We start from the raw sequence: 23,019 nt of genomic DNA, 5'->3' as shown, positions 1-23,019 counted from the left end.
CCCAGCAGGTTTACTTGACGGACAGGACGTAGGTGGCCATGGCCTTGGAGTCTGCATCCGATACCTGGGGGTGCGGGGGCATGGGGATCGGGCCCCAGACACCAGAACCACCGGTCTTGATCTTTTTGGTCAGGTAGTCCACCGCATCGGACTTGCCTGCATATTTCTTGGCCACATCTTTGTAAGAGGGGCCCACCTTCTTTGAGGCTTCTGCATGGCAGGCCACACAGTTGTACTTTTTGGTGAGGTCTGCGCTGGCCTGAGCAACACCAGCGATGGCCATTAGAGAGGCGGCCAGCACGAAATGACGCATCAAAATCTCCTTGAGATAAAAGACAACGCCACAGTATATGCGCAAGCCGCCATATTCTTCAAAGCCTTTTGGTAGGGTTAAATGTCGCCGATCGGGTCGGTGACGGCGCCCTTGCTCGCGGGACCGGCGAGGGCTGCAAACTTTGCGAGCACCCCACGCCTGTAACGGGGCTGGGGCTTGACCCAGGCGGCCCGTCGGCGGGCCAGTTCCTCGTCAGGCACATGCAGTTCGATGCGCAGCGTCTTGGCATCGATGGTGATGCTGTCGCCCTCATGAATGAGGCCGATCGGTCCGCCCACATAGGCCTCGGGCGAGACATGGCCCACCACCATGCCCCAGGTGCCACCGGAAAAACGGCCGTCGGTGATCAGCCCCACAGACTCGCCGAGCCCTTGGCCCACCAGGGCCGAAGTGGGGGCCAGCATTTCACGCATGCCGGGCCCGCCCTTGGGGCCCTCATAACGGATCACCACGACATCGCCAGCCTGAATGGACTGGGCCATGATGGCCGCCATGGCGTCGTCCTCGGAGTCGTAGACCCTGGCCGGACCCGTGATGACGGGGTTCTTCAGGCCACTGATCTTGGCCACGCAGCCCTCGGGTGAGAGGTTGCCCTTGAGGATGGCGAGATGCCCCTCCTTGTAGATGGGCGAGCCGATGGGGCGAATGACGGTCTGACCCGCGGGTGGGCTGGCCGGAATGTCCTTGAGGGTCTCGGCGATCGTCTGCCCGGTGATGGTGAGACAGTCGCCGTGCAGCAGCCCGGCCTCCAGCAGCATCTTCATGACCTGCGGAATGCCGCCCACCTGGTGGAGTTCGGTGATGACAAACTGGCCAGAGGGCTTGAGGTCGCAGAAGACGGGCGTCTCGCGCCGAATGCGCTCGAAGTCATCGATGGTCCAGGGCACTTCGGCTGCATGGGCAATGGCCAGGAAATGCAGCACTGCATTGGTGGACCCGCCGGTGGCCATGATCACGCGAACCGCATTCTCGATGGAGCGTCGCGTGATGATGTCGCGCGGCTTGATGCCCTTGCGAATGGCCTCGATCAGCACCCGGGCCGATGCCGCAGCGCTCTCGATCTTCTCGTGGTCTTCATTGGCCATGGTGGAGGAATAGGGCAGGCTCATGCCCATGGCCTCGAAGGCCGAGCTCATGGTGTTGGCGGTGTACATGCCGCCGCAGGAGCCGGAGCCTGGGCAGGCCTTCTGTTCGATGGCCTTGAAGTCCTCCTCGGACAGGCGCCCGGCCGTGAATTCGCCCACGGCCTCAAACGCCGAGACGATGGTGAGGTCTTTGCCCTTGTGGTGTCCGGGCTTGATCGTGCCCCCGTAGACATAAATGGCGGGAACGTTGGTTCGCGCGATGGCCATCATGCCGCCCGGCATGTTCTTGTCGCAGCCGCCGATGACCAGCACGCCATCCATCCACTGCCCATTCACGCAGGTCTCAATGCTGTCGGCAATCACCTCGCGCGAGACCAGTGAGTACTTCATGCCCTCGGTGCCCATGCCGATGCCATCGGAGATGGTGGGCGTGCCAAAGAGCTGCGGGTTGGCGCCCGCCTGCCGCAGGGCGGTCACGGCTGCATCGGCCAGTGGCTGAAGTCCGCTGTTGCAGGGGGTGATGGTGGAGTGTCCGTTGGCCACGCCGACCATGGGCTTGGTGAAGTCTTCCTCCCTGTAGCCCATGGCGTAGTACATGGAGCGGTTGGGTGCGCGGGCCACACCGGCGGTGACATTCTTGGAGCGATCGTTGAGGGCCATGGTCTCGTGGAAAGGGGTTTGAAGAAGCCCCGATTGTCGCCGATTCGGTGGGCTGTGCACGGGCCTCTGGCACACTCAGGCCATGTCAACTCCCCTGATGCATCCTGGGTTTGATCCGGTGGCCCTGGCCATCGGGCCGCTGGCCATTCATTGGTACGGCCTGATGTACCTGCTGGCCTTTGCCAGCTTCTTCTGGCTGGGCCGACGCACCTTGCAACGGGAGGGCTTCGCCCGGATGGGCCTGCGTGACCTCGACGACCTGCTCTTCCTTGGAGTCATTGGCGTGCTGCTTGGTGGGCGCCTGGGCTATGTGTTGTTTTACAAGCCCGCCGACTACCTCGCCAACCCGTTGGAGATCCTCATGATCTGGCAGGGCGGCATGGCCTTTCACGGCGGGCTGCTGGGGGTCGTCCTCGCCATGGCCTGGTTTGCCCGAAGCCGACAGGGCCTTGGGGTGCCGGAGGGGGCTGCACCTTGGCCCTGGTGGCAACGATTCCTGATGGTGGGGGATTTCGTGGCCCCGCTCGTGCCACTGGGCCTGGCCTTTGGACGCATGGGCAACTTCATCAATGCTGAGCTCTGGGGCCGGCTGGCCGACCCCACGGTGGTGCCCTGGGCCATGGTCTTTCCCGCCTCGGGCACCGACCTGCCGCGACACCCCTCTCAGCTCTATCAGTTCGCCCTGGAGGGCCTGGTGCTCTTTTTGGTGCTGCAGTGGATGGCCCGCCGACCCCAGCCCCTGGGTCGTCTGTCCGGCGTCTTCCTCATTGGATACGGCCTGGCCCGATTCATCGTGGAGTTCTTTCGAGAGCCTGATGCCTTTTTGGGCCTCTTGTGGCTGGACTGGAGCATGGGGCAGTGGCTGAGCCTGCCCATGGTCTTGTTGGGCTTTGCCCTGGTCAGGCTGTCGCCAAGGCAGGCCTGAGTAGGGGAATTGGGCAGGGAATATACCGACTGACGAATATAACCGGCGCCATTAACCTGTCCTTTTAAACTGACAATTGCGTGTCATGTTCGAAAGACTTCGCCGGGTCGCGTCCGATAGCACCGATCAGCAGCGCCTCATGCGGCTGCTCGACGACTGCCATCGTCTGCTCGGTGAGGCAGGAGAGTCCATCAGCCAGAGCCTGGCGGAGCGAGCCCTCGCCGGCTACCAGGTCCTCACAGCCGAGCGCCAACTGGCCTTTTTTCAGGCCCTGGCCTCTGATTTCAACCCCGATGGTCAGCAGGTTCGAGAGGCCGCAGCACGCTACGCAGACTCGGGCCGGGCGGCCGATCTCGTGGCCCTGGTGGCGGTGGCCGAACCCCCGCGGCAGGAGCTCTTTCGCCGCCTGAACCGCGTGCCCCATGGCTGCAGCGTGCTGGTCGACCTGCGTGCAAAATTGCTCACCCAGCTCAAACGGTTCCCTGAACTGCAGTCGGTCGATGCCGACCTGCATCACCTCTTGTCGTCCTGGTTCAACCCGGGCTTTCTGCGGCTTGAACAGCTAAGCTGGGATTCGCCGGCTGGGCTGCTCGAGCAGATCATTGCCCATGAGGCCGTGCACGAGATCGATGGCTGGACCGACCTGCGCTGCCGGCTTCAGCCGGATCGACGCCTGTTTGCCTACTTCCACCCGGCGCTCCCCAAGGAGCCGCTCATTTTTGTTGAGGTGGCCTTCTCGGCCGAGATGCCCAGTGCGGTCGGTCCCTTGCTCGAGCGCAAGCGCGACATCCTCGACGACCCCAAGGCCTTCAAGGTGGCCACGTTCTACTCCATCTCGAACTGCCAGCCGGGCCTCAAGGGCGTGCACCTGGGCAATTTCTTGATCAAGCGCGTGGCCGAAATGCTGCAGCGGGAGATTCCCTCGCTCAAGACCTTCTGCACCCTCTCGCCCGTGCCCTCCTTGGTGAACTGGCTGGTGGCGCAGGGCAGCCTTCCTCGGGCAGATTGGTCTGACAAGCAGTTGGTCAGGCTGGAGGAGCGTCGCGGACTGGTTCGGGAGGCCGTGGTCGAGGCGCAGGCCAGCACCGCACGACTGCTCTCCCTCGCAGAGGACCCGGCCTGGGCCCAGCACCTTGAGAGCTTATGCTCGGCCTACCTGGCCACCACGGCCATGGTCGACGAGCGCGAGGCAGACCCCGTGGCGCGTTTTCACCTGAACAACGGTGCCCGACTCGAACGGGTCAACCCCAAGGCCAACCTCTCCCCGAAAGGGCTCAAACAGTCGCTGGGCATCATGGTCAATTACCTCTACGACCTCGACGAGGTCGAGGTCAACCATGAGCGTTTCGTGCACGGCGAGGCCACGGCCTCTCGGCCGGTGCTGCAAAAGGCGGTGCGCTGAGATGAACGACCGTCTGCCGCCAGCCCAAGGACGCGTCTGGTGCTCCCGATCCGGCCATGCCGACTCCGTGGCCACTGTCTGGCTCTCCCACCCAGGACGCCTCAATGCGCTGACGGTGAGCATGTGGGCCGACATTGCCACCTGCTTTCGACGCTTTGCGGCGGAGCCCGGACTTCGCGTGGTGGTCATTCGAGGGGAGGGCAATGCCTTCGCAGCAGGCGCCGACATCTCGGAGTTTCCCACCCAGCGGGCCACGCGCGAGCAGGTGGCCCACTACCATGATGAGGTCATCGGCTCGGCCCTTCGCGCCATTCTCAGCTGCCCGGTGCCGGTGGTGGCGGCCATCGATGGGCCTTGCATCGGGGGTGGCCTTGAGATCGCCGCCGTCTGCGACCTGCGCATTGCCAGTGACCGTTCGAGCTTTGGCGTGCCCATCGGCCGCCTAGGCTTTCCCTTGGCGCCCCATGAGGCGGCCTGCGTCGTGAGTGTCGTGGGCCGAGCAAATTCACTTGAACTCTTGCTTGAGGGGCGTGTCTGGTCTGCCCAGGAGGCACATCAGAAGGGGCTGGTCAATCGCACCTGCCCGAATGAAGATTGGGAGCCCGAGGTGCAGGCCACCGTGGCACGCATCTCCGCGGGCGCTCCGCATGCGGCCCGGCGCAACAAATGGCTGGTTCATCTGCTCACAGCCCTTGATGATCGCAGCATCATGTCGCCGGGGCAGCGAGAGGCTTGTTGGGATTTTGTCGAGACGCGGGATTATGCTCGTGGGCTTGATGCATTTTTCAACAAGACCAAGCCCAACTTCAGTCATGACTAACCTGGATTCATCCCTCCGCAAACTCGACCAGCTCGACAACCTCTACGCCTTCCTCCTGCACCGTCCGCTGTCCGATTCAGACAGCATGCGGTCTGTGGCCATCACCTGCCCCGGAGGGCTGCAGTATTCGTTTGATGACCTCCATCGGGCGAGTGGTCGGATCGCCAATTGGCTGCTGTCGCTCAAACTGCCAGCCGGTGCGCGGGTGGCGGCCCAGGTGGAAAAGTCGCCCGAGGCCGTCATGCTCTACCTGGCCACCATTCGGGCGGGCCTTGTCTTTTTACCCCTCAACACGGCCTATCGGGCTGGGGAAATTGGTTATTTCCTAGACGATGCAAAGCCGGCGGTGGTGGTCTGCTCGCCCGAGCACCTGGAGTGGATCTCCCCATTGGCCGAGCAGGCAGGCTGTCGGGCTGTGGAGACCCTCGGCGAGTCGCGCGATGGGTCATTGCTGGTCAGGGCAGCACCGTTCCCGGATGCGGCACCGGTCGTGCGTACCGGCCCCGATGACCTTGCTGCCATTCTCTACACCTCCGGCACCACGGGCCGCAGCAAGGGCGCCATGCTGAGCCATCGCAACCTGGCCTCCAATGCCCTGGTGCTCCACCATGCCTGGCAGTGGCAGCCAGGTGACGTGCTGCTGCATGCCCTGCCCATCTTCCATGTGCACGGCCTGTTTGTGGCCCTGCATGGCGCCCTCTACAACAGCAGTGAGATGGTCTGGCTGCCGCGATTCGACCTCGATGCCGTGATCTCAGCCCTTCCCTCGGTGACCGTGATGATGGGCGTTCCCACCTTCTATGTTCGGCTGCTCACAGACCCCCGGTTCCAGGCGGGTCTCGTGCGGCATATGCGGCTGTTTGTGTCGGGCTCGGCCCCGATGCTCACCGAGACCCATGAGGCCTTCACCGCCCGCACAGGCCATCGAATCCTCGAGCGTTATGGCATGTCAGAGACCGTCATGCTCACCACCAACCCTTATGACGGCGAGCGCCGGCCCGGCACGGTGGGACACCCCTTGCCTGGCGTGGACCTTCGGCTCGTGAGTGCGGAGACACAGGCGGTCATTCCCCTGCCCCCCCTGGGTGAGGCCTCGACCATTGGCGGCGTGGAGGTGCGTGGGCCCAATGTCTTTCGGGGCTATTGGAATATGCCCGAGAAGACCAAAGAGGAATTCACACTCGATGGCTGGTTCAAGACCGGCGATGTGGGCCGATGGGATGAACATGGCTACCTGGCCCTGGTGGGTCGAAGCAAAGATCTCATCATCACGGGCGGCTACAACGTCTATCCCAAGGAGATTGAGAAGCTGCTCGATGACTGGCCCGGGGTGGAGGAGTCTGCTGTGTTTGGTGTGCCACACCCCGATTTCGGCGAGGCGGTCACGGCCGTGGTAGTGGCCAAGCCGGGTGCTCAGGTGGAGGCGGCTGCCGTATTGGCCTCATTGAAGGGCGCCATTGCGAATTACAAGGTGCCCAAACAAATTCACCTGCTGGAGGCCCTGCCTCGAAATGTGATGGGGAAGGTTCAGAAGAACCTGCTTCGGGATCGGTTCAGTCCTTCCTCCTGAGCAGCTTCGCCGGAGGCGCCTGACCGGTGTGTTCAGTCGGAGGCGCCGATGGCCAGGGCTCGCGAGCGGCTGACCTGACGGTCTGCCCGACTCGCATCGGTCTCGCCCTTCACGGGCCATCCCTGTGTCTCCTCGGCCACGAGACGAAAGAGCAGGTCGATGGCCGGTGGGCTCTCGTTCAGGCAGGGTATGTAACGGTATTCCGTGCCGCCCGCCTCCAGGAACTCCTCTTTGCCTTCCATCGCGATCTCCTCGAGGGTCTCGAGGCAGTCTGAGATGAATCCGGGGCAGGCCACATCGAGCCGCTTGATGCCTTCCTGCGGCAGGTGCTCCAGCACCTCGGAGGTGTAGGGCTTGAGCCACTCTGCTCGGCCAAAGCGAGACTGAAACGAGAGCCGCCAGGCGTCGTCGGCCAGGCCCAGGGCCTGGGCCACCAGCCGGCCTGTCTTGTGGCACTCGCAGTGGTAGGGGTCGCCCTTGAGCAGGCTGCGCTTGGGCACGCCATGGAAACTAAACAGGAGCAGGTCGCCGCGGCCGTGGGCGTCCCAGTAGGCACGGATTCGGCTGGCCACGGCGTGGATGTAGCCGGGGTGGTCGTGGTAGTGACGAATGGTGCGCAGGGCCGGCGGACTTCGCATGGCCGCGAGATTCTCATAGACCTTGTCGAACACGGTGGCCGTGGTGCTGGCGGAGTATTGGGGATAGAGCGGCAGCACCAGCAGTCGGTTCACCTTACGGGCCTGCAGGGCCTTCATGGCATGTCCGATGGATGGGTTGCCATAGCGCATGGCAAGCTCCACCTCAACGTCGTAGCCCTCGGCCTTGAGTCGGTGGCGCAGGCCTTCGGCCTGACGCTCGGAATACACCCGCAGCGGAGACCCCTCGTCGAGCCAGACCGAGGCGTACTTGGCTGCAGACTTCTTTGGCCGCGTGTTGAGGATGATGAGGTTGAGGATGGGCCACCAGACCAGTTTTGGAATTTCCACCACCCGTGGGTCGGAGAGGAATTCCTTGAGGTAGCGGCGAAGGGCGGGCCCGTCGGCTGCGTCGGGCGTGCCCAGATTGACCATGAGCACCCCCACGCGGAGTCGGGAGCCATGTTGAAAGGCTGGTTCGTCTCGAACCAGGCTGGCAGGAAGAGGAAGGGTCATTCGGTTGCTTTGCTTGAGCCCGCGGTCTGTTCTTCGGCCCCATTCAATTGAGCGAGGGCTGTGGAGACCAGCCGAGCAGTGATGTCGACGATTGGAATCATTCGATCGTACGCCATCCGGGTGGGACCAATCACACCAAGTGTTCCGACAATCTGACCATTGACCTCGTAAGGCGCGGTCACCACGGAGAGGTCTTCAATGGGCACCAGGTCGGAGTCGCCGCCAATGAAGATCTGAACACCGTTGGCGGTCACGGCCGATTCGAGCAGCTTGGCGAGGTTGGTCTTCTTCTCAAATACGTCAAAAAGTTGTTTGAGGCGGCTCACATCCAGGGAGAGCTCCGAGACATCCATGAGCCGTCGCTCGCCTGAAATGACGATGGTGCTGGTGGGGTCTCCCACGGCGGCATTGCCCTCATCCACGGCCTTCAGCATGAGCCGGGCCACATCCGCGCGCAGGTCCATGAGCTCGGACCGAAGCCGACGCCGAACCTCTTCAAAGCTCAGGCCAGCATACTGGCTGGTGAGGTGGTTGCCTGCCTCGATGAGTGCCTGGGAGTTGTAGTCGGCATCGACCTGCAAGACCTTGTTGTGGACTTCACCATCGGGCGTGACCACGATCAGCAGCAGCCGGCGCTCACCCAGGCGAAGGAACTCGACATGTCGGAACAACACGGCGCGGCGCGGTGCGCTCACCACGCCCGCGAAATGAGACAGGTTGGAGAGCAGGCTTGCGGCATGGGCCATGACCCGGCTGGGCGCGTCGGCCGGAATGCTGCCCCGGAGCATGGCGGTCTGCTCGGGCATGAGGGGCTGTACGGTGATGAGGGAGTCGACGAAGAGCCGGTAGCCCTTGGGGGTGGGGATCCGACCGGCGGAGGTGTGGGGGCTGGCCACCAGGCCCATCTCCTCGAGGTCCGACATCACATTGCGAATGGTGGCCGGGGACAGGTCGAGGCCCGAGGACTTCGAGAGGGCTCGAGAACCCACCGGCTGCCCTTCAGCAATGTATCGCTCGATGAGGGTCTTGAGCAGTTGTCGAGCGCGGTTGTCCATGCCTGAATTGTAGGGTCGCTGTGGTCTAATGCCTCGCATGGCCTCGGTCTACTCTCGAATTGGCGTGTTTGGGCGGCCCCAGACCTCGGGTCTGGCCGAGTCGCTTGCGATTGTGCTCAATGCGATTGCCGATGCTGCCCCTGCCGCCGAACTTTTCGTGGAGTCCGACACGGCCCAGGCCAACGGCCTGCCGCCAAAGGGGGGCATTGCGTATGCCGATATTCAAACCCTGGCGCCCCAAATCGACCTTGCCATTGTGCTGGGCGGAGACGGCACCCTGCTGGGGGTGGCCCGACAGCTCGCAGCCTTCGGCGTTCCCATCATTGGCATCAACCAGGGTCGGCTGGGCTTCATGACCGACCTCGACATTGCCCAGGCGCCAGAGGCCCTTCCCGGCATGCTCGCGGGAGAGGGCGAGGTGGAATCCCGTGGGGTGCTCGATGTCGCCGTCACGCGCAAGGCTTCTGGAGAGGCGTGGCAGACGGCCTTTGAGGCCTTGGCCCTCAACGATGCAGTGATCAGTCGTGGCGCGGTGAGCCGCATGGTGGAGCTCGATGTCTTTGTCGATGGTCACTACATGCAGAGCCTTCGGGCCGATGGCCTCATTGCGGCCACGCCCACGGGCTCGACCGCCTATGCCTTGTCGGCCTGGGGCTCGATTCTGCATCCAAGCCTCGATGGGCTCATCCTGGTGCCCGTCGCGGCCCAGGCGCTGTCGAACCGGCCGATCGTGCTGCCCATGGCCTCGACCGTCACCGTCATGGTGAACAACGGTGCGGGCACCGAACTGCACTGTGACATGCAGGCCCTTACAGCCCTGCGCGATGGCGACCGAATCGTCATCCGCAAGTCCCAGCATGCCGTTCGTCTGCTTCATCCAAAGGGTTACGACTACTTCTCGATGCTGCGGCGTAAGCTTCATTGGAGTTCCAATCCGATTCACCTTGGCCGGCCCGATCCACTCTTTCCGTCGGAACTCGGCTAACCACACCCAGAGACGACCCTCGATGCTCCGAACCCTGTCGATACGCGATTTCGTCACCGTTTCGGCCCTGGAACTCGACCTCACCGATGGCTTCACGGTTCTCACAGGCGAGACCGGTGCCGGCAAGTCCATCCTCATCGATGCCATGGGCCTTCTGCTTGGAGACCGCGCAGACGCCATCCAGATTCGGGCGGGTGCGGCCCGGGCCGACATCACCGGTGAGTTTCAAGTCGCCGGCGCCCTTGCCGCCGCTGTGGCCGAGACCCTTGACGAGGCCGGCCTCGAAACGGTCGATGGCAGCATCTTGGTGCGCCGAAGCATTGAGACGGGCGGCCGTTCGCGGGCATGGATCAACGGCCAGGTGGCCACCCTTGCGCAGCTCAAGCGGCTTGGCGAGCAGCTCGTCAATGTGCATGGGCAGCATGCCCATCAGGGCCTCACCCGAGCAGGCGAGCAATTGCAACTGCTGGATCGCCATGCGGGCCTGCAAGAGCAGGCGCAGTCGGTGCGCCAGGCCCATGGTGTCCTGGCCAAGGCGCAGTCGGCCCTCGAGGCGGCCAGCCAGCAGTCGGCGGCTTTGGCCGGTGTCCGCGAGCAGCTGCAGTGGCGTGTGGACGAAATCGGCTCGCTCGGTCTGTCCGATGGCGAGTGGGAGGCCTTGTCCGATGAACAGCGCCGCCTGGCCCATGGTGCCGAAATTCTTCAAACGGTGCAGGCTGCGCTGGCGGCGCTCGAGGAGGGCGATGAGCCCCTTGCAGACTCGGCCGAGCGCCTGGCCGCGCGCATTCGTCATGTCTCCGAGAAAGACGATCGGCTGGTTCCTGCGGCTGACACCCTCGACACCGCAGGCATCGCATTGCGTGAAGCGGCCACCGCCTTGGCCCGCTACCTCGACCGCGCAGACCTAGACCCAGAGCGCCTGGCCCAGGTGGAGGCGCGGCTGTCGGCCATTTTTGAAATGGCCCGAAAGATGAAGTGTCGGCCCGAGGCCCTGCTCGAGGTCTGGCAGGAGGCCTGCGATGAACTGGCCGCGGCCCAGGCCGCAGCCGACATCCCCGCCCTGGAACGTCAGGCGGCGCAGGCCCGGGCAGACTACTTGAAGCTTGCCAATGCGCTGTCCTCGGCGCGTCGAAAGGCTGCGGCCGAGTTCTCGGCCTTGGTGAGCGGCTGGCTTTCAGAGCTGGCCATGTCGGGCACGACCTTCGAGGCTGCGCTCGAGTCGCGCGAGGAGCCCACCCCGCATGGCCTTGAAGACGTGATCTTTCTCTTTCGGCACCAGTCGTCGGGGCCCGCCTTCCCACTCTCGAAAATCGCCTCTGGCGGCGAGTTGTCGCGGGTTGGTCTGGCCATTGCTGCAGTGGCTGCAAGTGCCACCGAGATTCCCACTCTTTTGTTCGATGAGGTGGATGCCGGCATTGGTGGCAACACCGGCCATGTGATTGGCCGGCTCTTGCGCGAATTGGGCGGCGCCCATCAGGTGCTGGCCGTCACGCACCTTCCTCAAGTGGCCGCCCGGGCCCACCATCATTTGGTGGTGAAGAAGTCGGTGGTCGATGGTGTGCCCACCAGTGAGATCCAACGCCTCGCGCAGCAGGGTCGAGCGGCCGAGGTGGCACGCATGCTCGGAGACGAAGGCGTGCAGGCCAGCTCCCTCGAGATGGCCGAGGAACTCTTAAAGCTCTAAGCCTGAGCCCTTGGCCGCGAGGCCAAGCACATCCTGCATGTCGTACTGGCCGGCGGGCTGATGATGTAGAAACCTGGCCGCCCGCAGGGCGCCCTGGGCATAGCCCGCCCGCGAAGACGACCGGTGGCTGATTTCAATGCGTTCGCCTTGACCGGCAAACATCACCGTGTGGTCGCCCACAATGTCTCCGCCGCGAATGACTGAGAAGCCAATCTCGGCGTCGGTGCGGGCGCCCGTGTGTCCCTCTCGGGACAACACTGCATCCTGAGGCCAGGCCCGCCCGCTGGCCATGGCCACCACCTCGCCCATCCGAAGGGCCGTGCCCGAGGGGGCATCGACCTTCTGACGGTGATGGGCCTCGGTGATCTCGATGTCATAGCCTTTCTGAAGCAGCCGCGCCGCAACCTCCAGAATTTTGAATGTGATGTTCACGCCCAGGCTCATGTTCGGTGCAAAGACCAGTCGATGGTGCTGGCCGAACTCGTCGATGGCATCCCGGCCTGCGGTGTCAAAGCCCGTGGTGCCAAGCACCAGGCCGACACCATGCAGCGCGCAGGCCTTCATGTGCAGAAGGCTCGCCTCGGGGCGGGTGAAGTCGATGAGAATGTCGGCCCCCTGAAGGGCGTCGAGCCGTGAGGTCACGAGAATGCTGGTGTCCAGGCCGAGCCGTTGGCCGGCATCCAGGCCTGCCATCGGCGAGCCGTCTCGGTCCAGGGCGGCATGAAGTCGGCAGCCTGCTTCGGAGGCAATGGCCTGAACCAGGGCCTGGCCCATTTTGCCGGAGGCACCGGCGACCGCAATTCGGGTCTGGTCTGTTGCCATCAGCGTGCGGGCCGCATGGGCAGGATGACATCACCAGACACGGCCGGCAGCTCATCGCCACCCCATTCCACGAGCTGGTCCTTTTCAAACCTCACGAAGTAGCGTCGTCGGTCTCGGCCGCCATCGCCTCGGCGAATGTCGAAGACGTAATCCCACCGGTTGTCTCGGAATGGATCCACGAGCAGGGGCGTGCCCAGGAGCGCACGAACCTGCTCTCGGCTCATGCCCTTCTGCAGGCGGCTGGCCTGGTCTTGGGTGATGAAGTTGCCCTGGCCGATATCAGCCCGGTAGGGCGTGAGCCAATTGGGTGGGTTCTTGGTGATGCGATCGATGCTGCCACAGCCGGCCAGCAGGAGCAGGGCAGGGGCGAGGAGCAGGGCGCGTGGCAATTTGGAGGGGGGCATGTGCGAGGCGAATAGAGAATGAATCCCGTTATCATAAGCCGCATGTCGACTTCCGAAGACCTGGCCGCAGACCTCAAGAGCACGGGGCTGAAGGTCACGCTGCCCCGGCTCAAGGTGCTGGCCATCTTCGAGCAGTCACAGACCCGCCACCTGAGTGCTGAGGACGTCTATAAAATCCTTCTCCAAGATTCCGTCGACATTGGCCTGGCCACGGTCTACCGGGTGCTCACGCAGTTTGAGCAGGCGGGTCTCCTGCGCCGATCGAATTTCGAATCCGGGAAGTCAGTCTTCGAACTCAACGAGGGCTCCCACCACGACCACCTGGTCTGCCTGGATTGTGGGCGGGTGGAGGAGTTTTTCGATTCAAAAATCGAAGACCGTCAGCACAAGATCGCCACCGAGCGTGGCTTCGTGCTGCAGGATCATTCGCTTGCCCTCTACGGTCAATGCCAGCGTGGCGAGGGGTGTCCTCATCGAACCAGGCCCGGTGCCACCGGTGCGCCGGCCCGGTCGAGGGCGGCCATCACCGCGTCGTCCGTGAGCCACTCGCCAAGCAAGATCGGCTGACCGCCACCCTTGGGGTATACCAGGTACATGGGCACCCCACTGCGCCCATGGCGCTGAAGTTCTTTCGTGATGTTCGGATCTTGCCGGGTCCAGTCCGCCACCAGGGCCGACATCCCCGGCAGGGCCAGGCGGCTGGCCACGGGGTCGGTGCTCAGCACACGGGCCTTGTTGGCCTGGCATGAAATGCACCAGGCGGCGGTGAAGTCCACGAAAACCGCCTGACCTTCCGACTGAAGCCGTTCCGGCAAGCCGGGTGCCCATGCCTGCCAAGTGGGGTTGATCGCCGCACTGGATCCGGCCTGGCTGGGCCTGGACTCGGCCGATGGCCCCGCACCCGATTGCCCGGGCTGCACGCTGGTGGCGACCAGCCCCGCGGTGGCAAGCAGTGCCAGCAACAGGGCGATGCGGTCTGGGCCCGTGAACTGGCCGCGCCGCTGACGGCGGCCCCAGAGCCAGCCAGCCACTGCCAGGCAGACCATGGAGAGCGTCAGTGCGAAGCTTGCTACGGGACCGTTCTGTTGCGATAGAACCCAGCCGAGCCACGCCGCGGTGGCGAACATGGGAAATGACAGGGACTGTCGGAAGGTCTCCATCCAGGCGCCCGGCTTTGGCAGGCGTGCCCGGGCCGATGGAATGACAGCCAGCAGCACATACGGGGTGGCCAGGCCCGCCCCGAGCATGCCGAAGACCAGCAGGGCTTCCCATGTCGTGGCCGTGACTGCAAAGCCCAGTGCAGATCCCATGAAGGGCGCGGTGCAGGGGGAGGCCACCACCACCGCCAGCGTGCCCGATGCGAATGCACCGAGCGGGCCCTCCTGGCGATCCAGGCTGCCCAGGCGGGTGAGGCCGGTGCCCACCTCGAAGAGACCGGCGAGGTTGAGCCCAATGCCCACGAAGAGCAGGCCCAACAGACTCACGACCCATGGGTTCTGAAGCTGAAAGCCCCAGCCGATGCTCTCGCCCGCAGCCCTCAGCAGGAGCAGCAGGCCCGCCAGGGCCAGCATGCTCAGCACCACGCCCACAGCAAACCAGGCTGCATGGCCCCGGGCGGCAGTTGGGCTCGAGGCAGACTGCCCCAGGGCCAGCACCTTGAGCCCGAGCACCGGAAAGACGCAGGGCATGAGGTTCAGGATGAGCCCGCCCAAGAAGGCCAGGCCAATGGCCAGGGCCAGGTGCAAGGAGGTGCCGTTGCCGCCCATGGGGCTGGGTGTGTATGCGCGGATCTGCTCGGTGGCCTGTGGTGCAAGGCCTTGGGTGAGTGCCCAGCGCTGCCCCTGCGCTTGGCCCTTGGGGCGCCAGACCACCTCGAGCGGCGCCGATGCGCCTCGGTCGGCCAGCACGCGTTTGGCCGAGTCGGCCAAGGGAATGTCGAGTCGCCAGCCGTTGGCGGTGGCCGAGACCACCTGGGCGGCGGCCGGCACGATCAGGCCTTCGTTGCGAGGGAACAAGAAGCCCTCCAGGGCCTGTGCGGAACCCAAGCCCCAGACCACCAAATGAGATGCGGTCACGGCGTAGCCTTGGCCCGCGCTGTCCGGACGGGGCAGGCGCTGCTCGGCCGCCTCAAATGTGGACCACTGGCTCGACGCAAGCAGCGGTGCAGTGGGGCTCTCTACGGGGAGGCGAATCAAGAGGGTGGCTTCTCCAGGGATGCAAACGTCGCGGCATGCGAGCCACTGCGCACGCGCAATGAGTTCCAGCGTCTGGCCAGGGACGGCATCGGCCGGGATGTCCACGGTCTGAGAGAGCAGCACGCTGCCCTCATAACCGAAACTGGCCAGCGGACCCACCGGAAGCCAGTCTGGCGTGGGCCAACGAATTTCGGAGGCGTTCAGCGTCTGGCCCGACGCAGTGGACCATTCGATGCGAGTGGGCAGGCCCGAGTCTCCTGGGTTCTCCCAATAGGTGTGCCAGTGTGGGTCGTGCGTCAGCAATAAGCCCAGTCGAGCGGGACGCCCCGGGGCTACGGCCGTTTGGGCCGCAAGGAGTTGTACCGTCACGGCATCGACTCGAACCACGCCCTCCGATGGCGTTGTTGGTGCGGTCAGGGTGTTGAGCAGGCCTTGGGCTGGCACGGCCGTGCCCCACAACAGACAAAGGCCAACGGTGAAGAGGTGCAGGACTCGCATACCGGGATTATCCCTGCCTCTCGTTGTAATATCCTGTGCATGATTGAGGACTTGCAGATTCTGGAAGACCGGCTCAAGGCCGTGGCCTTGCTGGTCGAACGACTTCGGTCGGAGAATCAGTCTCTGCGTGCGTCCCTCACCATGTCCGAAGCCACCGTGGCCTCTCTTCGACAGCAGATGGACGATGCCAGCCAGCGCATCGAGGCGCTGCTCAAGGGCAGCCAGTCCTAGAGAACCAAGGGAGCGCGATTGAAGAAGACCCAAGACCAAGTCGAGGTTCAGATTCTGGATCGCTCCTACAGGCTTGCCTGTCCGCCCGAGGATCAGGCGGTGCTCATGGACTGCGTCTCGCTGGTGGACTACCGCATGCGGCAGGTCAAGCAGTCTGGCCAACTCGTGGGCACCGATCGCATTGCCGTCATGGCCGCACTCACGCTGGCCCGAGAGGTTCTGGCGGCAGGCTCTCTGAATGTGGGCCAAGACCTGGCCCCCATTCGCGTGAAGATCAATCAGTTGGCCAGCATGACCGACGACATTCTCGCCCCACAAAACAAACTATTCGAGTAAAGAAGGAGTTGCCATGAGTCAGGCCCTGGCAGGCGTTCGCGTTCTTGATTTCACACATGTCCAGTCGGGCCCCACCTGCACGCAGCTTCTGGCCTGGTTCGGTGCAGACGTGATCAAGGTCGAGCGGCCGGGCGTGGGCGATGCAACCCGAGGCCAGCTGCGCGACGTCCCCGGCGTCGACAGCCTGTACTTCACCATGCTCAATCACAACAAGCGCTCGGTCACCCTCGACACCAAGCACCAGAAGGGCAAGGAGGTCTTGGAGAAGCTCATCAAGTCGTGTGATGTCATGGTCGAGAACTTCGCACCCGGGGCCCTCGATCGCATGGGCTTCACCTGGGAGCGCATCCAAGAAATCAACCCGCGCATGATCCTGGCCTCCATCAAAGGCTTTGGGCCAGGGCCCTACGAAGACTGCAAGGTCTACGAGAATGTGGCCCAGTGCACCGGAGGGGCGGCCTCCACCACCGGCTTTGATGATGGCCCGCCCATGGTCACCGGCGCCCAGATTGGCGACAGTGGCACCGGCCTGCACCTCTGCCTGGGCATTGTGGTGGCCTTGTATCAGGCGCGAGAGACCGGCAAGGGTCAGAAGGTTTCTGCCCCCATGCAGGATGCCGTGTTGAATTTGTGCCGAGTGAAATTGCGCGACCAGCAACGCCTCGAGCGAAATGGTGTGATGAAGGAGTATCCCCAGTTTCCCGATGGTGTCTTCGGAGAGGCGGTGCCGCGCGCGGGCAATGCCTCGGGTGGTGGTCAGCCAGGCTCCATCCTGAAGTGCAAGGGCTGGGAAACCGACCCCAACGCCTATACCTACTTCATCACCCAAGAGGCTGTCTGGGAGCCGATCTGCAAGATCATCGGAAAGCCCGCGTGGGTCACCGACCCCGACTACGCCACCGCCGCCGCCCGCCTGCCCCGGCTGAAGTCGATCTTCGACACCATCGAGCAGTGGACCATGACCAAGACCAAGTTCGAGGTCATGGACATCCTCAATCAGTACGATGTTCCCTGTGGGCCCATCCTGTCGATGAAGGAAATCGCCCACGAACCCTCGCTCCGGGCCACTGGCACCATCGTCGAGGTGGACCATCCCGAGCGTGGCCCCTACCTGAGCGTGGGCAATCCCATCAAGCTCTCCGAGAGCCCCACGGTGGTCACGCGCTCACCACTGCTCGGCGAGCACACCAGTGACGTCCTCCATCACCTGGGCTACTCACAGGAAGAGATCGAAGCCATGGTGGCGGCCAAGGTCGTCTGATGCGCCCATGACCCATGCGGAGTTCGTTGCCGCCCATCGAGAGGGGCGACTCGAGGCGTACATTCCGCCCGACCGGGCTTACGAATTTCTCGCCGCCCGAATGATGCTGCCGCTCATCCGGCTTCCGATTGTCGGCATCGGCTTTGCCCTGGTGCTCGTGGGCTGGTTCATCACCGGCCTGCTCATTTTCTTGGCTGGCATGCTGCTGCCTCGACTCATCAAGCGAAATGCGATTCCCATCCTCATGTACCAGGCCTTGCAAGACCCGGAGAGCTTCCAAGACTTCCGGGCCGCGGGCGTGCTGCAGATTGACGGATGACGTCCATGGCCGAACGAGGTCCATGGAACCCCGGCCTTCTCTCTGACATTCCGCGGGCCTATCTTGGCCTGTCGACCATTCTGCGGCGGGAGCATGTCTCCAACAGCCTCGAGGAGGTGCTGGAGCTGCGAGGCCTGACCGGGCTCGAGTTTCGAGAGCTGGTGGCCTGGCGTCCGCATCGGCTCATGGTCCATGAATTATTGGTGCGCATCACGGCAGACCTTCTCGTGCCAGCCGGTGATCGGGTGGAAGACCTCGGCATTCACTTTCGTCGCATGGCCGACCAGTTGTTGGCGGGCGGCATCGAAGCATCGCTCCCTGCCTTTGAGGCCTTGCACTCGGATTGCTCGCGGGCACTGGATGCGCGTCTTTCGGTCTGGATGGGCATGCTCACCGATGACGAGCCTGCAGCTCCTGCGCCTGCGCCGACGGGCTTCTGGTCGCGCCTATTCGGTCGATCCAGCAAGGATCCCGGCCGAGCAGTCTCTGAGTCCATCGCCGACGGTGGGGTCCACTCGGACTGGGACATTGAGGAGCGGGTGGTCGCACGATGGGCCGAGATGTCGGCGGTTGCGGTGGACAGGGCGGATCGAGTCGGACTGCGGGCCTTGCTGCGCATCGCGGCTGTGGCGCGCGCCAAGCTGGGAGGGCTGGCCGCGCAGCGTGACCTGGTTTGTCGGCTCGCGCATCGGATGGCCCTCAATGAACTGGCATCGGATGCGATTGGAGATGCGGTGGGCCAACAGGTGCAGGGGCTGGCTGCGCGGCTGGGCTTTGTGCTGCTGCCCGCCCAGCCGCAGCCGGTGGTGCTCAATACGAAGGGGTCGTCGGCCTCCGGCAAGAGCACCCTGCGGCTGCAGCAGCGAGAGCTGGTTCGAAAAATGGGGCTGGCCTGGGAGGACTTTGCGGTGATCAGTCCAGACATCTGGCGCAAGTACCTATTGGATTACGACAGCCTGGGCGAGGCAGCCATCTATGCGGGAAGCCTCACCGGTCTCGAACTGGAGCTCATCGATCGCAAGCTCGACCGTTACATGGCCCGCAAGGCAGAGCAGGGCCGCATGACCCACCTGCTCATCGATCGATTCCGGTTCGACAGCTTTGCGTTGGATTCTGACGAAGCCGGCAGCAATCTGCTCACCCGGTTTGGCCATCAGATCTTCATGTTCTTCATGGTCACACCGCCCCATGAGACGGTGGTGAGGGCCTGGCACCGAGGCCTGGAGTTTGGCCGTTTCAAACCAGTTGATGATCTGTTGGCCCACAATGTGGAAGCCTACACCGGCATGCCGGACCTTTTCTTCACGTGGGCCTTGAACACGGAGAAGGTCGTGCATTTCGAATTCTTGGACAACTCCGTGCCCAAGGGGGAACGGCCCAAGACCATGGCATTTGGGTGCAATGGCCATCTGGTGCTCCTCGACCCAATCGGGTTCATGCAGATTGACCGCTACCGGCACATTGATCTGCAGGCCCGTTCCGCGGACGCGGTCTACCCTGCAGACCTCTCTGAGGCACCCACGCAGTACACCCATTTCCTGAAGGCCTGTCTCCAGCGCATGCCGCGTGTGGACCTTGCCAGCCCGCGCACTGGCGAGGTCTATGCGCAGTTTGAATTCGGGCAATTGCGGGCTGTGGACGCCCAGCTGTTGCGTGAGGTGTTGTCAGCCTCGGCTCTTTGCGCGGGGGTCTTTGCGGCCGCGCCTGCCTTGCGTCCGTGGCTTGAGGAATCGGCGACTGCACCCGCCCCATTGCCCCGTCCCGAGGGCATTGCGCCTGTCCTGACACAGCAGACCTTGGGGGTCTGGGGTTTTCCCTAGCCTCTGATGGGCCGTGGATTCCCATTGAGATGGGATTATTGACTGGCGTCAAGTTTTCCATTGTTTGGCGCTGCCACTCGAAGCAGTCTTACCGTATTCTTCAATCACCGAGGTGGTCTTCCCATGCCGGTGTGAAAAAGAATAAAACCATTGATAGGAGCAACGCATGAAGTCACTCAAGAGCCGTCCTTCTTTTGCCCGCAAGACCCTGGCCACAGCCATGGTCACAGTGGCCACGCTGGCCGCACCGTTTGCAGCACAGGCTGCCTGGCAGCCCACCAAGCCGGTGGAGTTCATCATCCCGGCCGGCACCGGCGGCGGCGCCGATCAGATGGCTCGTTTCGTTCAGGGTGTTGTGGTCAAGCACAACCTCATGAAGCAGCCCATGGTGGTGGTGAACAAATCAGGCGGTGCCGGCGCAGAGGGCTTCCTCTACATGAAGGGCGCCAAGGGCGAGCCACACAAGATCATCATCACGCTTTCCAACCTCTACACCACTCCCATGGCCACCGGCGTGCCGTTCAACTGGAAAGACCTCACCCCGGTCTCCATGCTTGCTCTGGACCAGTTCATCCTCTGGACGCACGTGGATGACAAGTACAAGACGGCCAAGGACTATGTCGACGCTGCGAAAAAGGCTGGCGCCGGTGCCATGAAGATGGGCGGCACGGGGGCCAAGCAGGAAGACCAGATCATCACCGTGGCCATGGAAGTCAACACGGGTGCGAAGTTCACCTACGTGCCCTTCCAGGGTGGCGGTGCGGTGGCCACGCAGTTGGTGGGCAAGCACATCAACTCCACCGTGAACAACCCCATCGAGGCCGTGTCGCACTGGCGCTCGGGCAGCCTGGCGCCTCTCTGCATTTTTGATGCCAAGCGCAGCACCTACACGAAGAAGGTCACAGCCACTCAGTCATGGGCCGACATCCCGACCTGCAAAGATGCTGGCCTGCCGGTGGAGTACCAGATGCTGCGCGGCATCTTCACCACCCCGGGTGCGTCAGCTGACGTGGTCGCGTTTTATGTAGACCTCTTCAAGAAGGTTGCCGCCACGCCAGAGTGGAAGGACTTCATGGAAACCGGTGCCTTTAACCAGACCATGATGTCCGGTGCAGACTATGTGAAGTGGCTTGAGGCAGCTGAGGCCACCCACAAAGACCTCATGACCAAGGCTGGGTTCATGGCCAAGTAAGGGTCTTTTTGCAGCAAGGAAGGGGAGTCGCCGGACTGAGCATCTGGCCTCCCCGGATCGCCGCGGGCCATGCCCCTGGCAATGTCCCAAGGCTCAAAAATATTGATTGTGTGTTGCGGGCGGGTCTCTGAAGGCCCTCATTCTTCGCGGTCGATTGTCCAATTGAAAGGTTTCTTCGATGAGTCAGCAGCAGTCAGCCGAGTCAGATGTCAGCCTGATCTCTACCCGCCGAATGGAGATCATCACGGCGGTGGTGCTTGCCGCCCTTGGTCTTTTGGTCATGTGGGATTCCAACCGCATCGGTGCAGGCTGGGCTGACCAGGGGCCACAGTCCGGCTTCTTCCCGTTCTACATTGGGCTCTTTCTTCTCGCTGCGTCGATTGGCGTGATCATTCATGCCCTCGTCTCAAAAGACGGCAAGGCGGTCGGAGACAAGCCGTTTGTGATGAAGAGCCAGATGAAGTCGGTGCTGCAGGTGTTCATCCCCACGCTGGGATACGTGATCTTGATGCAATTCGTAGGGTTGTACGTGGCGCTGTCCCTCTACATTGCAGTCTTCATGATGATCAACGGTGGCTACAAGATTGGCAAGGTCATTCCATTCGCCGTGCTTGTGCCCATCGTCGTGTTCCTGATGTTTGAGAAATGGTTCCTGGTGCCGCTGCCCAAGGGCCCGATCGAAGCCATGCTCGGCTTCTAACGACAACAACCATTCGATAGACAGGAGTCAATCGTGGAAGAACTCAATGCGCTGATGGGTGGAATGGCGTTGGCGCTCTCGCCGACCAATTTGCTGCTCATGTTTGCAGGCGTGTTTCTGGGGGTGCTCATGGGCGTGCTGCCCGGGCTTGGTGGTGCCAACGGCATCGCCATCCTCCTGCCACTCACCTTCAGCATGAACCCAGTCTCGGCCATCATCATGCTGTCTTGTATTTACTGGGGTTCGCTCTTTGGCGGTGCGATCACCTCCATTCTGTTCAACATTCCGGGCTGCTCCTATTCAGTGGCCACCACCTTCGATGGCTACCCCATGGCCAAGCGAGGCATGGCGGGCGAGGCGCTGACAACCTCGTTCACGGCCTCCTTCATTGGGGCCTTCTTCGCGGTCTTGCTGATCACCTTCTTGGCGCCGCTCATTGCCAAGTACGCCCTGCGCTTCGGCCCGCCCGAGTACTTTGCGATCATGGTGCTCACCTTCGCCAGCTTCATGAGCATGGGCAAGGAGGCGCCCGTCAAGGTGATTGCCTCGATGATGGTCGGCTTTGCCCTGGCCTGTGTGGGCATCGATGTGGTGACAGGGCAGCTGCGCCTGACCTTCGAATCCACCGAACTCATGCGTGGCTTTGCCTTCCTCATCGCGGTGATCGGCATGTTCGGCCTGGGTGAGATTCTAGTCTCGATGGAGGATGGCCTGAAGTTCCAAGGGGTGGCGGCGAAGATTGATCCACGCGTGGTGCTCAAGACCTGGAAGATGCTCGGCAAGCATTGGGCCAACTTCCTGCGCTCGATGATCTTCGGGGCCTGCTTGGGCATTGCGCCGGCCGGCGCCACGCCAGCATCCTTTGTGGGCTATGGCATGGCCAAGAAGTTCTCGAAGAACGGCGACAAGTTCGGCACCGGTGAGATTGACGGTGTCATCGGCCCCGAGACCGCCAACAACGCCGCCGGCACGGCTGCCCTGCTGCCCATGCTCACGCTGGGCATCCCCGGCTCCCCTACCGCGGCGGTCTTGCTGGGCGGCCTCATGATCTGGGGTCTTCAGCCTGGCCCGCTGCTCTTTAAGGAGCAGCCCGATTTTGTCTGGGGCCTCATTGCCAGCATGTATTTGGGCAACCTGGCGGCGCTGATCGTCTGCCTCACCACGGTGCCACTCTTTGCAGCCATTCTTCGCGTGCCCTTTACCATCATCGCGCCGATCATTCTGGCGGCCTGCTCGATTGGTGCCTTCACGGTGGCGAGTGCCATGGGTGACGTCTGGTACATGCTGGTCTTCGGCATCGTGGGCTATGTGCTCAAGAAGCTGAAGTACCCCCTGGCCCCGATGGTGCTCGCCTTGGTGCTGGGCAACGGTGCAGAGAATGCCTTCCGGCAGTCGATGCTGATGTCCGATGGGAGCATGAGCATCTTCTTTGCCAACGGCATTGTGGGGACCATCATGAGTTTGGCGATTTTCATGGCCATCCTTCCCATGGCAACCTGGGCTTATGGCAAGTACGCAGGGGGTAAGACCCCGACCAAGTCTGCGGCTGCGAATTGAGTTCAGATCAACT

General features: G+C 63.0%; 22 protein-coding genes. 15 read left to right on the top strand and 7 right to left on the bottom strand.

All coding sequences use genetic code 11. The features are described from left to right. Positions 1 to 10: 10 nt before the first annotated feature. On the bottom strand, positions 11 to 313 hold the full coding sequence (locus tag AC8GDA_RS07090; RefSeq protein ID WP_506555835.1) for a c-type cytochrome: 303 nt from the start codon (positions 311 to 313) through the stop codon (positions 11 to 13). Positions 314 to 390: 77 nt separating this feature from the next. After that, positions 391 to 2,079 (bottom strand): dihydroxy-acid dehydratase, encoded by a 1,689-nt coding sequence (ilvD, locus tag AC8GDA_RS07085; protein WP_506555834.1) that lies wholly within the window; start codon positions 2,077 to 2,079, stop codon positions 391 to 393. An 82-nt stretch (positions 2,080 to 2,161) separates the two neighbouring features. Between ilvD and lgt the strand changes: the two genes are divergently transcribed. The 4 genes from lgt to AC8GDA_RS07065 all read left to right on the top strand — a co-directional run bounded on the left by lgt (position 2,162) and on the right by AC8GDA_RS07065 (position 6,796). Next, complete coding sequence (gene lgt, locus AC8GDA_RS07080; RefSeq protein WP_506555833.1) at positions 2,162 to 3,004, top strand: prolipoprotein diacylglyceryl transferase; 843 nt, start codon at positions 2,162 to 2,164, stop codon at positions 3,002 to 3,004. Between the two features lie 85 nt (positions 3,005 to 3,089). Then, positions 3,090 to 4,406, top strand: coding sequence for a malonyl-CoA decarboxylase domain-containing protein (locus AC8GDA_RS07075; protein ID WP_506555832.1), 1,317 nt, complete (start codon positions 3,090 to 3,092; stop codon positions 4,404 to 4,406). 1 nt (position 4,407) lies between these two features. Further along, positions 4,408 to 5,226, top strand: coding sequence for an enoyl-CoA hydratase/isomerase family protein (locus tag AC8GDA_RS07070; RefSeq protein ID WP_506555831.1), 819 nt, complete (start codon positions 4,408 to 4,410; stop codon positions 5,224 to 5,226). Beyond that, a complete protein-coding gene (locus AC8GDA_RS07065) occupies positions 5,219 to 6,796 on the top strand; it encodes a malonate--CoA ligase (protein ID WP_506555830.1) in 1,578 nt (525 codons plus the stop codon). The genes AC8GDA_RS07070 and AC8GDA_RS07065 overlap by 8 nt, the downstream gene beginning before the upstream one ends. 32 nt (positions 6,797 to 6,828) lie before the next feature. Here the strand turns inward: AC8GDA_RS07065 and hemH are convergent, their stop codons facing one another. Continuing rightward, a complete protein-coding gene (hemH, locus tag AC8GDA_RS07060) occupies positions 6,829 to 7,947 on the bottom strand; it encodes a ferrochelatase (protein WP_506555829.1) in 1,119 nt (372 codons plus the stop codon). Beyond that, on the bottom strand, positions 7,944 to 9,002 hold the full coding sequence (hrcA, locus tag AC8GDA_RS07055) for a heat-inducible transcriptional repressor HrcA (RefSeq protein ID WP_506555828.1): 1,059 nt from the start codon (positions 9,000 to 9,002) through the stop codon (positions 7,944 to 7,946). Before hrcA ends, hemH begins: the two co-directional genes overlap by 4 nt. A gap of 37 nt (positions 9,003 to 9,039) precedes the next feature. Here hrcA and AC8GDA_RS07050 point away from each other — a divergent pair, with 37 nt between their 5' ends. Next, on the top strand, positions 9,040 to 9,987 hold the full coding sequence (locus AC8GDA_RS07050; RefSeq protein WP_506555827.1) for an NAD(+)/NADH kinase: 948 nt from the start codon (positions 9,040 to 9,042) through the stop codon (positions 9,985 to 9,987). Between the two features lie 22 nt (positions 9,988 to 10,009). Beyond that, positions 10,010 to 11,671: a DNA repair protein RecN gene (recN, locus tag AC8GDA_RS07045; RefSeq protein WP_506555826.1), complete on the top strand. Its 1,662-nt coding sequence runs from the start codon at positions 10,010 to 10,012 to the stop codon at positions 11,669 to 11,671. Here recN and dapB read toward each other — a convergent pair. Then, complete coding sequence (dapB, locus tag AC8GDA_RS07040; protein WP_506555825.1) at positions 11,660 to 12,493, bottom strand: 4-hydroxy-tetrahydrodipicolinate reductase; 834 nt, start codon at positions 12,491 to 12,493, stop codon at positions 11,660 to 11,662. The two genes, recN and dapB, sit on opposite strands and share 12 nt — an antisense overlap. Further along, positions 12,493 to 12,897 carry an outer membrane protein assembly factor BamE gene (locus AC8GDA_RS07035; protein ID WP_506555824.1) on the bottom strand — a complete coding sequence of 135 codons (405 nt, stop codon included), beginning with the start codon at positions 12,895 to 12,897 and terminating at the stop codon, positions 12,493 to 12,495. Before AC8GDA_RS07035 ends, dapB begins: the two co-directional genes overlap by 1 nt. Before the next feature lie 42 nt (positions 12,898 to 12,939). On the opposite strand from AC8GDA_RS07035, the gene fur reads away from it, so the two are divergent. Then, the gene (gene fur / locus AC8GDA_RS07030; RefSeq protein ID WP_506555823.1) at positions 12,940 to 13,464 is read left to right on the top strand and encodes a ferric iron uptake transcriptional regulator; all 525 of its coding nucleotides are present in this window, start codon (positions 12,940 to 12,942) and stop codon (positions 13,462 to 13,464) included. On the opposite strand, the gene AC8GDA_RS07025 is transcribed toward fur, so the two are convergent. Further along, positions 13,368 to 15,590 carry a protein-disulfide reductase DsbD family protein gene (locus AC8GDA_RS07025; protein ID WP_506555822.1) on the bottom strand — a complete coding sequence of 741 codons (2,223 nt, stop codon included), beginning with the start codon at positions 15,588 to 15,590 and terminating at the stop codon, positions 13,368 to 13,370. The two genes, fur and AC8GDA_RS07025, sit on opposite strands and share 97 nt — an antisense overlap. A 39-nt stretch (positions 15,591 to 15,629) precedes the next feature. Between AC8GDA_RS07025 and AC8GDA_RS07020 the strand changes: the two genes are divergently transcribed. From AC8GDA_RS07020 to AC8GDA_RS06985, 8 genes are all read left to right on the top strand, one after another. Beyond that, complete coding sequence (locus AC8GDA_RS07020; protein ID WP_506555821.1) at positions 15,630 to 15,821, top strand: hypothetical protein; 192 nt, start codon at positions 15,630 to 15,632, stop codon at positions 15,819 to 15,821. 18 nt (positions 15,822 to 15,839) lie between these two features. After that, a complete protein-coding gene (locus tag AC8GDA_RS07015) occupies positions 15,840 to 16,157 on the top strand; it encodes a cell division protein ZapA (protein ID WP_506555820.1) in 318 nt (105 codons plus the stop codon). Between the two features lie 13 nt (positions 16,158 to 16,170). Further along, a complete protein-coding gene (gene frc / locus AC8GDA_RS07010) occupies positions 16,171 to 17,418 on the top strand; it encodes a formyl-CoA transferase (protein WP_506555819.1) in 1,248 nt (415 codons plus the stop codon). A gap of 7 nt (positions 17,419 to 17,425) precedes the next feature. After that, positions 17,426 to 17,737: a hypothetical protein gene (locus AC8GDA_RS07005; RefSeq protein ID WP_506555818.1), complete on the top strand. Its 312-nt coding sequence runs from the start codon at positions 17,426 to 17,428 to the stop codon at positions 17,735 to 17,737. Between the two features lie 5 nt (positions 17,738 to 17,742). Beyond that, complete coding sequence (locus AC8GDA_RS07000; protein ID WP_506555817.1) at positions 17,743 to 19,557, top strand: DEAD/DEAH box helicase family protein; 1,815 nt, start codon at positions 17,743 to 17,745, stop codon at positions 19,555 to 19,557. Between the two features lie 166 nt (positions 19,558 to 19,723). Then, positions 19,724 to 20,749: a Bug family tripartite tricarboxylate transporter substrate binding protein gene (locus AC8GDA_RS06995; RefSeq protein ID WP_506555816.1), complete on the top strand. Its 1,026-nt coding sequence runs from the start codon at positions 19,724 to 19,726 to the stop codon at positions 20,747 to 20,749. Positions 20,750 to 20,927: 178 nt separating this feature from the next. After that, positions 20,928 to 21,449 (top strand): tripartite tricarboxylate transporter TctB family protein, encoded by a 522-nt coding sequence (locus AC8GDA_RS06990; RefSeq protein ID WP_506555815.1) that lies wholly within the window; start codon positions 20,928 to 20,930, stop codon positions 21,447 to 21,449. Positions 21,450 to 21,482: 33 nt separating this feature from the next. Further along, positions 21,483 to 23,006 carry a tripartite tricarboxylate transporter permease gene (locus AC8GDA_RS06985; protein ID WP_506555814.1) on the top strand — a complete coding sequence of 508 codons (1,524 nt, stop codon included), beginning with the start codon at positions 21,483 to 21,485 and terminating at the stop codon, positions 23,004 to 23,006. Positions 23,007 to 23,019: the final 13 nt, after the last annotated feature.

The sequence above is a fragment of the Hahnella aquatica (SeqCode) genome, from assembly GCF_965194505.1.
Lineage (GTDB): Bacteria > Pseudomonadota > Gammaproteobacteria > Burkholderiales > Burkholderiaceae_A > Hahnella > Hahnella aquatica.
The sequence above is the reverse complement of the archived record's forward strand: the minus strand, read 5'-3'. Positions and strand labels throughout refer to the sequence as shown.

What these genes read in the sequence shown, in the direction of transcription:
- AC8GDA_RS07090 (WP_506555835.1), bottom strand. Translation starts at nt 313, where the DNA reads ATGCGTCATTTCGTGCTGGCCGCCTCTCTAATGGCCATCGCTGGTGTT.
- ilvD (WP_506555834.1), bottom strand. Translation starts at nt 2,079, where the DNA reads ATGGCCCTCAACGATCGCTCCAAGAATGTCACCGCCGGTGTGGCCCGC.
- lgt (WP_506555833.1), top strand. Translation starts at nt 2,162, where the DNA reads ATGTCAACTCCCCTGATGCATCCTGGGTTTGATCCGGTGGCCCTGGCC.
- AC8GDA_RS07075 (WP_506555832.1), top strand. Translation starts at nt 3,090, where the DNA reads ATGTTCGAAAGACTTCGCCGGGTCGCGTCCGATAGCACCGATCAGCAG.
- AC8GDA_RS07070 (WP_506555831.1), top strand. Translation starts at nt 4,408, where the DNA reads ATGAACGACCGTCTGCCGCCAGCCCAAGGACGCGTCTGGTGCTCCCGA.
- AC8GDA_RS07065 (WP_506555830.1), top strand. Translation starts at nt 5,219, where the DNA reads ATGACTAACCTGGATTCATCCCTCCGCAAACTCGACCAGCTCGACAAC.
- hemH (WP_506555829.1), bottom strand. Translation starts at nt 7,947, where the DNA reads ATGACCCTTCCTCTTCCTGCCAGCCTGGTTCGAGACGAACCAGCCTTT.
- hrcA (WP_506555828.1), bottom strand. Translation starts at nt 9,002, where the DNA reads ATGGACAACCGCGCTCGACAACTGCTCAAGACCCTCATCGAGCGATAC.
- AC8GDA_RS07050 (WP_506555827.1), top strand. Translation starts at nt 9,040, where the DNA reads ATGGCCTCGGTCTACTCTCGAATTGGCGTGTTTGGGCGGCCCCAGACC.
- recN (WP_506555826.1), top strand. Translation starts at nt 10,010, where the DNA reads ATGCTCCGAACCCTGTCGATACGCGATTTCGTCACCGTTTCGGCCCTG.
- dapB (WP_506555825.1), bottom strand. Translation starts at nt 12,493, where the DNA reads ATGGCAACAGACCAGACCCGAATTGCGGTCGCCGGTGCCTCCGGCAAA.
- AC8GDA_RS07035 (WP_506555824.1), bottom strand. Translation starts at nt 12,897, where the DNA reads ATGCCCCCCTCCAAATTGCCACGCGCCCTGCTCCTCGCCCCTGCCCTG.
- fur (WP_506555823.1), top strand. Translation starts at nt 12,940, where the DNA reads ATGTCGACTTCCGAAGACCTGGCCGCAGACCTCAAGAGCACGGGGCTG.
- AC8GDA_RS07025 (WP_506555822.1), bottom strand. Translation starts at nt 15,590, where the DNA reads ATGCGAGTCCTGCACCTCTTCACCGTTGGCCTTTGTCTGTTGTGGGGC.
- AC8GDA_RS07020 (WP_506555821.1), top strand. Translation starts at nt 15,630, where the DNA reads ATGATTGAGGACTTGCAGATTCTGGAAGACCGGCTCAAGGCCGTGGCC.
- frc (WP_506555819.1), top strand. Translation starts at nt 16,171, where the DNA reads ATGAGTCAGGCCCTGGCAGGCGTTCGCGTTCTTGATTTCACACATGTC.
- AC8GDA_RS07005 (WP_506555818.1), top strand. Translation starts at nt 17,426, where the DNA reads ATGACCCATGCGGAGTTCGTTGCCGCCCATCGAGAGGGGCGACTCGAG.
- AC8GDA_RS07000 (WP_506555817.1), top strand. Translation starts at nt 17,743, where the DNA reads ATGGCCGAACGAGGTCCATGGAACCCCGGCCTTCTCTCTGACATTCCG.
- AC8GDA_RS06995 (WP_506555816.1), top strand. Translation starts at nt 19,724, where the DNA reads ATGAAGTCACTCAAGAGCCGTCCTTCTTTTGCCCGCAAGACCCTGGCC.
- AC8GDA_RS06990 (WP_506555815.1), top strand. Translation starts at nt 20,928, where the DNA reads ATGAGTCAGCAGCAGTCAGCCGAGTCAGATGTCAGCCTGATCTCTACC.